We start from the raw sequence: 11599 nt of genomic DNA on the forward strand, positions 1-11599 counted from the left end.
ATCCTCAACGATACATCTCATCAATCACCTCACGATATTTTTCTTCAATCTTGCGCCGACGCAGTTTCAGGGTGTTAGTCATGGTGCCATTTTCGATGGTGAAAGGTTCCTCCAGCAGCTTTACTTTTTTAACTCTTTCATAAGAAGCAAGGTGCTGCTGAGCTGCTAAAACATGGTCTTCGATAACCTCTAACAATCCAGGATGCGACAATAAATCCTGATCAGCTATATTTTCAATAATCTTTTGGCCGGCCATCTCCTTTAACTTACTCATAAGCGGAACAATCAAAGCAGTAACGAACGGACGGTTGTCGCCGACCACCACAATTTGCTCTACCAGCTCTTCCTGCTGCAGCAATGTTTCAATCTTCTGGGGCGACACATACTTCCCCACCGACGTTTTCATCAGGTCCTTAAGGCGATCGGTCATTATCAAATCTCCGTCCTCGGTCAATTTTCCTTCATCACCCGTATGAAACCAGCCATCGGTCATGACAGCAGCTGTCTCTTGCTCTTTTTTGTAGTAACCGCTGAAAACACTATCTCCTTTTACCAAAATTTCGTTTTCCGCACCAATTTTCACCTCAACGCCAGGCATCACTGTCCCACAGGTTCCATAGGTATATACATCATTACGAAAACAGGAAACAGATGCAGTAGTCTCGGTGAGCCCGTAACCATAAGTAACAAACAAGCCGAACGCATTAAAAAACTTCAAAATATCCTGACTTAAAGTCGCACCTGCACACGGCATAGAACGAATGTTCCCTCCAAAAACATTTCTTAATTTCCGAAAAACCAATTTGTCGGCCACTGCCAGTTTCCATTTTAAAATGAGAGGCAATTTAGCATTACGACTTCGATAGCCATTTGCCTGAAGCCCCTCTGCAATAGCCCATTTAAATATCTTCTGTTTCACAGGAGACCACCTCAACATCTCCTCCTGGATGCCCTGATACGTTTTATCAAAAAATCGGGGAACAACACACATTTGAGTGGGCCTGACTTCTTTCAGGGCATCCACCACATCCCGTGGATTATCAAGAAAAACAATAACCACCCTGCTGTAAAGCATGATATGCGACCAGATCCGCTCAAAAACATGACTTAATGGAAGGAAACTTAGAGAAACATCATCAGGACTAAGACTCAGCCGTTCCTCGTGAATTTTCCAGGCGTTTACAAAGTGAGAATGCTTTAGCATCACTCCCTTGGGTTCTCCGGTGGTTCCTGATGAATAAATGATGGTGGCAAGGTCATCAGGCTGATAAGAAACAAGTTTATCAGAAAGGGAAATATGAAAACTTTGTTCCTGGGACAGCCCCAAAAACGAAGAAAAAGACAAAATCCTGTCATCCACCGTGTTGCAATTATCAAACACAATAATCCGCTCAAGCGTGTTCTCCTCATCCAACAGGCATTTCACCATTTCCTTTTGCTCACAAGTACCAACAAAGAGGATTTTTATTTCTGTCTCATTCAGTATGTATCTGATTTGCTCCATGGAGGAAGTAGCATACATCGGAACCACCACTCCACGATTGGCCATTATCCCCAGATCAGTCAAAAACCATTCAGCCCGGTTTTGGCTGATAATTCCCACATTATCTTCTGCCCTGCTGCCCAGAATATGAAGTCCGGACAACACCTCCTCAACTTTTTCGCCCAACTGATTCCAGCTCCACGATTTTTTGGTCTTCTCTCTAAAACGAATTATTTCTTCAGATCCAAACTCCTCAATTCGACTCAGGAGCATTCTAATTACATGGTTTTCCATAAATATTTCTTTCCGGGGTATATTTCAAAAACTAAATAATTCTACGTTACAACTTCAATCAAGATTCGCTAAAAGCACAGGATGAGAGGTGTAAATCTCTATTTATCTCTTTCGTCCCCCGTTAAAACCGTCCTGAAATCATGTATCCTCAGAGTTAATCAAATTTCGATCCGTTTTTTTTAACGAAGAAAACTCTTTTGGGTTACATGAGGCAAGTGGCCATAGAGGTTATGAAAGTTAGCTGGTTCCAATTCCGGAATCGATCTATTTAATAAATGAGTAAAGGGAAGTTTTATTTATGATTGTTATTTTTCTTTCGCTGACCGTTTGTTATAAGAGACGTCCTTACCACATAAAACAATTTCAGCCGCAAGAGGCGACAGAACGATAACTTTCTTCTGTCACTGCTCCTCAGCTATTCGTGATTGCATTGAATGTTTGCTTGTTACAACTCTTTCACATCTCAGCGATTTATGTTGAAAAAGATTGGCTGGTTTAATTGAGCAAGAACCAGCCTTTTTGTGAAAGAAATCATTATCTTTAGCATTACCTGATGATTTTCTGAATTTTGCAAGCCTCTTTCCTTCCATCCCGAAAAAATTTAAACAATGAAACAAGCAATATATCTCATACTTTTCTTATTTATGATAGCAACAACTTCTTCCGAAGCTCAGGAAAAAACAGCCAATTTTAACATTCTGGCTTTCTCCAAAACAGCAGGATACCGACACGGCGCAATTCCTCAGAGCCTAGTGGCGTTGGGTCAATTGGCAGAACAAAACAACTGGAAAATAACAGCAACAGAAGAGGCTGAAATTTTTAATCCGAAAGATTTAAAAGCATTTGACCTGGTAGTATTTGTACATACCACCAAAGATATTCTGGAAGCAGACCAACAGGAAGCTTTGAAGAATTATATTGAAACCGGAGGCGGACTACTGGCCCTTCATACCGGTGCTGATACAGAATACGAATGGCCATGGTATGCAGAGGCTATCGGGGCCTCCTTTGTCGGGCACCCGCCATCACAGGAAGGAAAACTCATCATTGAAGACCGCTCACATCCGGCCACAGAACATTTTCCTGAATCCACCTGGATAGTCACGGACGAATGGTACAGTTTCGATCGCAATCCACGGGAAAATGTGCATGTATTAATTTCCATTGATGAAAGCTCCTACGATGTGGACGACGACCGTTGGTTTGAAGGTGCCAAACAACGAATGGGCGACCACCCTCTGGTATGGTACAAAGAAGTAGGCGAAGGCAAAGTTTTTCAGACTGCTTTAGGGCATGAACCCGGGCTTTATCACAATCCGATATTCCTTAAACACCTTGAAGGAGCCGTTCTATGGACAGCCAAAAGAGATTAGATTGAAAAACACTATGATCGGGAGAAACTAATTTCTTTTCTTTAAACGGACACCAGTGTTTCAATATATTTATTTAGGGTAAGTGTGATTTTCTGTACAACATAATATAAAATTTGGCACTATCTTTGGTTCCAAATTTTACATATTATAATACTAACATAAACCCTAACCAGAAAATGAGAATCGTTCTTCTGAATCTGTTATTCTTAACAGTTTTGGCAACCACCGCCTATGGGCAGCAATTCACCATTAGCGGAACCATTACTGATGCCAGCACCGGCGAACCGCTATTATCAGCCAACATCTACAACCCTGAAACACTAACGGGAACCGTAAGTAATGTTTATGGGTTTTACAGTTTTACACAGCCGAAAGGGACGGTTCCTTTAACCGTATCTTTTACCGGCTACCAGGCATTTCAGTCCACTTTTAATCTCTCTAAGGATACCATATTAAACATCGCTCTGAAACCTGTCATTGAACTTTCAGAGGTGGTAGTTTCAGCCCAAAGCCCCATGCAAAACATCAAAAGCAGCGAGATGAGCACCATACACCTCTCTCCTTCCAAAGCTGAATTGGTCCCCTCACTTTTGGGCGAAACCGACATCATAAAGACACTGCAGTTAATGCCTGGAACCCAAGGAGGTACGGAAGGCACCAGTGGATTTTATGTCAGAGGTGGAAGTCCCGACCAAAACCTGATTTTATTGGATGGTGTTCCCGTTTACAATGTCAATCACCTGTTTGGTTTCATGTCGGTTTTTAATTCTGATGCCATCAGGAATGTAACCCTTACCAAAGGGGGATTCCCGGCCCGGTACGGAGGTCGTCTCTCTTCAGTACTTGACATACGCATGAAGGAGGGAAACAACAAAGAGTTTAAGGGAAATGCCTCCATCGGACTAATTTCCTCAAAACTCACACTGGAAGGCCCCATAAAAAAAGACCAAACATCTTTTATGGTCTCCGGCAGACGGTCGTACATTGATGTATTGTCCTACCCCATTCAGATAATGGCCAATAATGAAAGTGATGACGAGAACCTTTGGATAGGCTATTTTCTGCAGGATTTCAATGCCAAGGTCAATCATATTTTCAACGATAAACATCGACTTTACCTTAGTATTTATACCGGTAAAGACAAGTTTTTCGTAAACGACAAATACGAATTTAGCACAAACGACGGTTGGAGTGATGAATATGAAACTTTTACTTACAAAAATAAGGACAAAGCCAATCTTCAATGGGGCAATACAACAGGTGCCCTGCGCTGGAACTATATCATCAACAATCAACTGTTTGCCAACATGACAGCTACCGTCAGCAATTACAAATTCAGCATCAGCGAAAACTATCAGGAAGAAAAAATTTCACACAGTAACAATGAGATTGAGAAGTCTGAATACTTCTACGAATATTACAGTCAGATTAAAGATTTTGCTGTCAAGGCAGATTTTGACTTCTTCCCTTCTCCTGCCCATCACATTCGCTTTGGGGCACAAAACACGCTCCATTATTTTTCCCCCGGTGTAACTGTAAACCGTGACAATTACGGTGGCAATGAAGCCGCCATCGACACCACCTACGGCAACAAAAATCTGGAAGCCAACGAATTTCTTTTATATGCTGAAGATGACATTACGCTCAACGATTTCCTGAAAGTCAACATTGGAGCCCATTATTCTGCATTCAGCATTCAGGGCAAGACTTACCAGTCACTGGAACCCCGTATATCGGCCAGAGTTATGCTATCGAACCGTATGTCCCTCAAAGCCTCGTACAGCAGGATGCAACAATATCTGCATCTGTTGGCCAACTCCTCCATGGGATTGCCTACCGACCTGTGGGTGCCGGCCACAAAGAAAATAAAGCCTCAAAACGCCTGGCAAAGTGCTATCGGACTTTCCTATTCACCAAATCCCAACTTCGAGTATTCTGTTGAAGGTTACTACAAAAAAATGAGTGGCCTGATTGATTACGCTGAAGGAGCCAGTTTCTTTGAGCTCAACCAGGGCAACTGGGAAGACCTGGTAACCAGCGGCGAAGGCGAAAGTTACGGTGTGGAACTGTTGGCCCAAAAACACGACGGCATCCTCTCGGGATGGATGGGATACACTCTTTCCTGGGCAAATCGCCGTTTCGATAACATCAGCTTTGGCCGGACATTTCCTTTTAAATACGATGCCCGTCATGATTTCTCGGTGGTATCGACCATCAAATTTTCAGAAAAGACAGACATGGGCGTTACCTGGGTTTATCGTACCGGCTATCCGATGACCATGGAAGACGAAAAATACAATTCGCCTTTTACCTTCTTCAGGGAGCCCAATTCAGTTGAAACCTTCCGAAGCAATGATATGATAGACCATTTCGACAACCGTAACAATTACCGAATGCCTGCTTATCACCGTCTGGATTTAGGAATAAATTTTCACAAGAAGAAAAAACGTGTTGACCGTACCTGGAGTTTTGGAGTTTACAATGCCTATGCCCGAAACAATCCGTTTATGATTTACAAATCGAATGAATGGGATGAAGAGAAGCAACAGGAGGTTTCCCGCCTCAAACAATTAAGTATCTTCAACATCATCCCTTATGTGCGCTGGAGCATAAAATTTTAATCCTCAAACCTCAATATACTTACCGATGAAAAAAGCATTGATAACAACATTGTCAGTAATTCTGATAATCCTGACCACCAATTGTGAAAAGTACGTTTCCGATTTCGAATATGATAAAAAAAATCCACGATTGGTACTGAATGCTATACTTCAGCCTGACAGCATCATCAAAATCAACATTTCCACCAGTCAGATATTCAACCCTCCCACCAAAACAACAACTATCAACAATGCAGAGATCTCGCTGTATGAGGATAAAACGGCTTTAGGAGAACCAACTTCGATTGGTGGAGGCTATTATATTTTCGAGAGCCACTATCCCAAGCCTGGCAGCACCTACAGAGTCGAAGTAACTGTCGAAGGTTTGGAAACCGTTAGCGCAGAGACAACCGTTCCACCCATCGTGGATTTTACAGCAACCAGTCACGGCCCTGTTGACAAACCCTTGCAGGATTGCACTGGATGTGAACCGGAATTACGTGCCGAATTTTCACTGACGTTAAATCCCGACACCGAAACCCAGTTGTTTGGTACCTCCATTATGATCAACAAAGCAGTAATAGAATACGATTACGAAAGTTGGGAATGCATACAAACTGAAAGAACATTAGATGACGGTAGCATTGTAATTTACGATAGTTGTTACTATAGCAGCGCAGACACATTGGGATATTATAATGAATATCCGAGCTTTTATACCAATAACAGGGCTGTGAAATTCACAAAAAACTGGAGAGAATATTACATTAGTTTCCAGGAATATGAGAGTCATGGCACAAAGGTTTACTATTCCACAAAGAACCAGCCTTCAGGTGCTTTCCAGCTTAATCTGACTGTTCCTTACTGGGCAATGAATGGGGACGAAGTGGACAAGATTACTTTCTGGGTAGATGCTTACGATGAGGCGCTTTTTCAGTTTATGTATTCACTGGCCCAGGCAGAAGAAGTTGATGGAGATCCCTTTGCCGAAAAAGTCCAGATATACTCCAATGTAAATAATGGATTGGGCATTTTTGGAGCTGTCTCGTCCTCTTCGGTTACCCTGGAATTTGATGTAAATACTTACAACAATTATTACTAATTTCTTTGGTGAATAATTCGTTAATAAAAACTTAAACGCAGAGACGCGATGACGCAAAGGTTTTATTATGAGTGAATTGCGCCGCAGGTGCATAGTCTTTTTAATGAATTAACTATCAGCTGTTTATAATCCAGAAACTTCTGGACAACGGAGTATTTTTGAAAAGAGAAACTAATTTATTAAAAAAATGTTGCGCGCCGCAACCAAAGCCCCTGTTTCTGTGACAAAGAAAACTTCAATGAGTAGTTGGCCTCCATTAGTGGATCCGGTTTATATGTTCTGACTATCCCTGGTTGCTACACGGAGATTTCGTCATTGCAAATCCCGACTATTCGAAAAAGCAATCTCTGCAAAGAAACAACTAAACAAAACCTCTCCTAAACAGTTATTCTGATATGACACACAAAACCGCAACAATCATTGGGTCCACCGGACTGATAGGCAGTCATTTGCTCGAAAAGATTCAAACAGATGACCAATTTAAGTCTGTAAAAGTCCTGGTGCGTCGTCCGGTAGGTTACTCACATCCCAAAGTAAAGGAGATGGTCATTGATTTCGAGGATCTGGAAGCATTCAAATCCGGAATCAAAGGAAGCGATGTGGTATTTTGTTCCGTGGGAACTACCAACAAAAAGGTAAAAGGCAATAAAACCGCCTACAAAAAAGTGGACTATGACATCCCCGTTCATGCAGCTCGGTTTGCAGAACAAGAGGGTTGCTCCCAATTTGTACTGGTTTCGGCCATCGGGGCCAACAGCCAAAGCAAAAATTTCTACACCCGGCTAAAGGGCCAGGTGGAAGATGCAATTAAACAAATGAATATCCCTGCCATACTGTTTTTCCGTCCGTCCCTGCTCCTGGGCAACCGCGAGGAATCCAGAATCGGAGAATCCATCGGGAAATGGGTAATGAAACCGCTTTCTTTTCTGTTGCCTTCAAAAATGAAACCTATACAGGCTTCCGATGTTGCCGGGGCTATGCTGAAAGCCTCAAATGCCATGTTTCAGGGAGTGCATATTTTTCATTATCGGGAGATGAAAGAATTATAACCGCATAAGAGATTAAAAAGTGCTTAAAGCATATTAACATTATACTAAGATAAAAGTAGCCCAGTCCCTGGGGCAGAAGGCAGCAGCTAAGAGTTGTGACGGATTCTTTGTGAGCAAAGCAGCAGAGTTGAGTGCTGACCAGCCACTCTTAAGCCGCAGAGTTAAACCTGCTTTGAGACAAGCCCCGACAAGATAAACTACACATCTTCAATAGACTACAACCCTTCTCGAATGAAAGTAAATCAGTCGTCAGGCAGTACTAACTACCGGCAAACCACCATACTGCTTTTATTAAACTAATCATACCCCATCTTTAAATGCCTTATAGCGTTCAATTCTCCGTTTAAAACATAATTTTTTTATCTTTGTCCAACCACAGACCACTTATTTTCTCCCCTGAGCGAACCACCATCATTCATTAAAAGCTCACACTGTGATGAAAAAACATCAAACTTCCCTTTCCCTGAAACTTCGTAGCGCTGCTATGATTAAGTCAGTTTTTACCTTACTTTTTTTCCTGATTGCCTCCTTTGTTCAGGCACAAACCACCATGCCAAAGGTTTTTAGCGACCACATGGTTTTGCAACGCGACATACACATTCCAGTTTGGGGAAAAGCAAACCCAGGAACCAAAATCAAGGTCACTCTTGCCGGTTACACCTCTACCTCCTTTGCTGATGATGAAGGACAATGGATGGTGCGACTTCCGAAGTTAAAAGCTGGTGGCCCATTTACACTGAATATATTCGAGGCTCAGAAACCCGGACCTGTTCTGACTTTTAAGGATGTGTTGATTGGTGATGTTTACGTAGCCTCCGGACAATCGAATATGGAATGGCAGGTACAGCAGGCCATGAATGCGAATGAGGAAATCAAAAACGTCAATTATCCCAACATCCGACTGTTTAATGTACCCCACAACAAAACCATTGCCCCTCAGGAGGACTTAAGAGACGGGAAATGGGCAGTTTGCGACACCTCAAGCGTTAAATCAGTCTCTGCTGTAGCTTATTACTTTGCACGAGAACTGAATAAAAATCTGGAAGTACCCATCGGAATTCTGCAATCGACCTGGGGTGGCACCCCTGTGGAAGCATGGACGAGCCGGGAGATGCTGCTGTCATCTCCCTTAACGCGGAACAACGTCCTGGGCTTTGACACCATAACACCTTCTCATTTTGTGAAAGACAGTTTGGATTTAATTCGTTTCTGGGATATTGTTTACAACCCACAAAACAACAGCGAACAAACTTATTCCGAACCTGATCTTGACGACTCCCAATGGGCCAAAATTAAAATGCCCACCACCCTCAAAAACATGGATATGCCAGCTTACGAGGGCATGGTCTGGCTGCGGAGAAACATCATTATTCCGGAATCAATGACCAACAGAGAGCTAACCATAAATCTGGGTCATCCTGAAATGAATTATTCGCTCTTTTTTAACGGAAAAGAGGTGTGTAAAAACATCTGGAATGCCAATCTGCCCCATGAGTATGTGCTTCCCGACTCGCTTATAGAAGAAGGAGAAAACACGATTGCCGTTCGTATGGCATTTCTGTGGGGCGGTGGTGGTTTTAATCCGCCGGCAGAAGAGATGTACCTGACCGATGGAAATATAAATATCAGTTTGACAGGCGCATGGAAATATCAAAAAGATCTGGAACCTGAAATCCCTTTTATCCAAAACTATCATCAATACCCGTCGTACTTGTTTAATGCGATGATTGCACCAGTCATTCCCTTTGGCATCAGAGGTTTTATCTGGTATCAGGGCGAAAACAATGTGGAACAGGCTTATGATTACCGCACCCTGTTCCCCATGATGATTGCCGACTGGCGCATCAGATGGCAGCAGGAATATCTGCCTTTCTTGTTCGTGCAACTGGCAAATTATATGGAGCGGGATTCTGTACCAACAGAGAGTAACTGGGCCCTGCTCAGAGAATCGCAGACCAAAACACTGAATCACCCCAATACCGGTATGGCCTGCGTCATCGACATTGGAGATGCCAATACCATTCATCCCCTTAATAAACAGGAAGTAGGGCGACGACTTGCGCTCATAGCACGAAATAGGATTTACCGAGAGCAAATTCAAGCATCAGGGCCCGTTTTTGAGGACTTTGAGATTGAAAACAGCCAAATCAGGATTCACTTTTCTGAAATTGGCTCTGGATTATCCATTCGCAATGAAAAAGAAATAAAAGGCTTTTCCATTGCAGGAAAAGATCAGCAATTCTATTGGGCAGAAGCTGAGATTAATGGCAATGAAGTGATTGTGCAGGCTGATGAAGTTTCGAATCCTGTGGCGGTTCGCTATGCATGGGCCAATAACCCCGATTGCAATCTAATTAACAAAGAGGGTTTACCGGCTGTACCATTCAGAACCGACCATTGGCCCGCAACGGAATAAAACCTTTAATCAGCTTATTTCAGGAAGACCACCGGCAAATAAACCTTCGATTTTTCCGGTTTGCCATCGGGCGATTGCGCGGGAATCCATGGCGGCATATCCATGACAATATCCACCGCCATTTCATCAAGCAAGGGTGACAGAGCTTTCTGCACCTTTACTTTTCGGATTTTCCCGTTTGATTTTACTTCAAACACAACCATTACCACCCCTTGCTGAGTGGCAGAATCCGGCATCTGAACAACTGAGGTTAAATATGCATTCAATCCCTCAATTCCACCGGGGAAAGAGGCCCGGGAAGTAAATCCCGAAATTAAAGAACCGAAAGCTTTTTCCGTACATTTCACATCATCTGTATAAAGTTTATTCTCCATTAACATTCGAGGAAAGTTTCCACGGCAATAGTTTCGGACAAGGATTGATTTCAAATCTCCCTCATTAAAAGTCCGTTGTTCGGTCAACAAAGCGTCGTCGTCATAAAGAAATTTCTCCCTGGTAACCGGACCTTTAGCCCCTGCTGATACGATTCTCTCAACAGGCAGGGAGTGGTCATTGTAATGAATATGAGTGTTGCTCATAGTAAACCCCTGGGCCTGTTTAAGAGAAATGCGCCCGGGAAGATTCGTTGCTGAATAATGAATTATTTGCCAGAAAGAAAGTTCACCGGCATAATTCAGCTGGCGTGTTTTGTAAAGATGCCCCTCTGCATTGAAGAAATAAAGTGTTTTGCCATCAACGGAGCCATCTTCGGCATATTCCACCCGCTCAATCAACTTTCCGGACACATCATAGAAAAAGCCCTCGTGCCATAACAATTTACCACCGGAATCATAGTGAGCCCGTTGAACCAGATTACCGGGATCATCAAAGGTATAGCATGAATAGTTTTCAGGTTGGTTGAAACGGTTAAACTCCACTGTTTTTACAATTCGCCCAATTGAATCAATAAAAACTGCAGAAAAATGGTTTGCCTCTCCGCGGGCTTTGCTGATTTTTCCTGAATACTGATAATCAATAAATCCGGAAACTCCCGATTCTGCCAGTTTTTGGCTACCTCTTCCCGGAACAAGGTCAAAAAAATCATCAATAATCTGGGTTTTGGCAGGAATTACAGAAATGAAAAGCAGCATACAAAAAGTAACCAGTAGTCTCATATCGGAAAGGATGGATTTGTCTTTTAAAACCATCAATTTACAGAAAAGAAAACCAGAAAATCCACACTTTTTACACCAAATGCATTTCTGCATTGGTCAATATAAAAAATGCCATGCAGATGGGTTAC

Annotated in this window: 7 protein-coding genes; 5 read left to right on the forward strand and 2 right to left on the reverse strand. The window is 42.6% G+C overall.

Features of this window, described 5'->3' with window-relative positions; all coding sequences use genetic code 11:
- Positions 1-4 precede the first annotated feature (4 nt).
- The gene (locus tag QZZ43_RS17265; protein WP_291861918.1) at positions 5-1777 is read right to left on the reverse strand and encodes a long-chain fatty acid--CoA ligase; all 1773 of its coding nucleotides are present in this window, start codon (positions 1775-1777) and stop codon (positions 5-7) included.
- A gap of 608 nt (positions 1778-2385) precedes the next feature.
- Between QZZ43_RS17265 and QZZ43_RS17270 the strand changes: the two genes are divergently transcribed.
- The 5 genes from QZZ43_RS17270 (at position 2386) to QZZ43_RS17290 (ending at position 10317) form a co-directional block, all read left to right on the forward strand.
- Entirely contained in the window at positions 2386-3150 is a 765-nt protein-coding gene (locus QZZ43_RS17270; RefSeq protein ID WP_291861920.1) for a ThuA domain-containing protein, read from the forward strand.
- A 176-nt stretch (positions 3151-3326) separates the two neighbouring features.
- Positions 3327-5771, forward strand: a complete 2445-nt coding sequence (locus QZZ43_RS17275; RefSeq protein ID WP_291861922.1) for a TonB-dependent receptor — start codon at positions 3327-3329, stop codon at positions 5769-5771.
- Positions 5772-5796: 25 nt separating this feature from the next.
- Complete coding sequence (locus tag QZZ43_RS17280; protein ID WP_291861924.1) at positions 5797-6852, forward strand: DUF4249 family protein; 1056 nt, start codon at positions 5797-5799, stop codon at positions 6850-6852.
- A gap of 395 nt (positions 6853-7247) precedes the next feature.
- Positions 7248-7901: an NAD(P)H-binding protein gene (locus QZZ43_RS17285; RefSeq protein ID WP_291861926.1), complete on the forward strand. Its 654-nt coding sequence runs from the start codon at positions 7248-7250 to the stop codon at positions 7899-7901.
- 436 nt (positions 7902-8337) lie between these two features.
- Complete coding sequence (locus QZZ43_RS17290) at positions 8338-10317, forward strand: sialate O-acetylesterase (RefSeq protein WP_291861928.1); 1980 nt, start codon at positions 8338-8340, stop codon at positions 10315-10317.
- A gap of 14 nt (positions 10318-10331) precedes the next feature.
- Here QZZ43_RS17290 and QZZ43_RS17295 read toward each other — a convergent pair whose 3' ends face one another.
- A complete protein-coding gene (locus QZZ43_RS17295) occupies positions 10332-11471 on the reverse strand; it encodes an energy transducer TonB (RefSeq protein ID WP_291861929.1) in 1140 nt (379 codons plus the stop codon).
- Between the last annotated feature and the right edge of the window lie 128 nt (positions 11472-11599).

The sequence above is a fragment of the Marinilabilia sp. genome (assembly GCF_016278715.1).
Classification (GTDB): domain Bacteria; phylum Bacteroidota; class Bacteroidia; order Bacteroidales; family Marinilabiliaceae; genus Marinilabilia.

Coding starts and splice junctions, on each gene's coding strand:
- QZZ43_RS17265 (WP_291861918.1), bottom strand. CDS start 1,777: ATGGAAAACCATGTAATTAGAATGCTCCTGAGTCGAATTGAGGAGTTT.
- QZZ43_RS17270 (WP_291861920.1), top strand. CDS start 2,386: ATGAAACAAGCAATATATCTCATACTTTTCTTATTTATGATAGCAACA.
- QZZ43_RS17285 (WP_291861926.1), top strand. CDS start 7,248: ATGACACACAAAACCGCAACAATCATTGGGTCCACCGGACTGATAGGC.
- QZZ43_RS17295 (WP_291861929.1), bottom strand. CDS start 11,471: ATGAGACTACTGGTTACTTTTTGTATGCTGCTTTTCATTTCTGTAATT.
- QZZ43_RS17280 (WP_291861924.1), top strand. CDS start 5,797: ATGAAAAAAGCATTGATAACAACATTGTCAGTAATTCTGATAATCCTG.
- QZZ43_RS17290 (WP_291861928.1), top strand. CDS start 8,338: ATGAAAAAACATCAAACTTCCCTTTCCCTGAAACTTCGTAGCGCTGCT.
- QZZ43_RS17275 (WP_291861922.1), top strand. CDS start 3,327: ATGAGAATCGTTCTTCTGAATCTGTTATTCTTAACAGTTTTGGCAACC.